Below are 633 nucleotides of genomic sequence, written 5' to 3'. Positions count from 1 at the left end.
ATTTCTCGGAACTGAGCAAAACTTTGATCCTGTTTACTCCCATCTTCACCTTCTATCGGCTTAGTTAAAGCTGGTGAAACAATCTTTCGGTACATGTTTCGAACAACTATGCCCTTAGCAATCTCCCAATCGAAAGAATCTTCACTATTACTTGTTCTAACGGGAAAGTAGCCATTTAGAGAGTTAATATTGGTAACTGTGAGATCTTTTTTAAGTATCGACATCTTATAACCCACTCACTCTAATTTCGTTGTCTGAATTTTCTTTTAGTTTGAGACGCTCATCTCCAGAATATAAGAAAAGTACTTTTGACAGACTGGCCATTCTTGTAATTTTGACGACAAGTTCATCCAGCAAAACAATACTATTTTTGTCATGTTTGTTTGGTCGATAGCCCAAACAAATATCTAACATTAATGACAGCAAATTCACGCTTACAGGTATGGGAGCTAAAGTATGTTCATTTACCTTTAGATAGACATTAAAAGCAGCAAGGTCTTTTCCTAGATCTTCTTCGATAGACTTATAAACAACACTGAGCTCCATTTCAGATGCTAGATCACATCCGCCATGAGAAGATATATAGAATTCATCTTTTGAAAGATAAGGAGCATTCCTATTCGCATGCTTGTT

General features: G+C 36.2%; 2 protein-coding genes. Both read right to left on the bottom strand.

What is annotated here, in order from left to right:
* Positions 1–224: hypothetical protein (locus A3761_RS01155; protein WP_197472707.1), on the bottom strand; the 224-nt coding region annotated here is incomplete at its 3' end.
* Between the two features lies 1 nt (position 225).
* On the bottom strand, positions 226–633 hold a 408-nt coding region (gene dptF / locus A3761_RS01150), incomplete at its 5' end, for a DNA phosphorothioation-dependent restriction protein DptF (RefSeq protein ID WP_068749659.1).

The organism is Oleiphilus sp. HI0123, from assembly GCF_001635315.1.
Note: the sequence above shows the minus strand (reverse complement) of the source record. Positions and strands in the feature narration are given on the sequence as shown.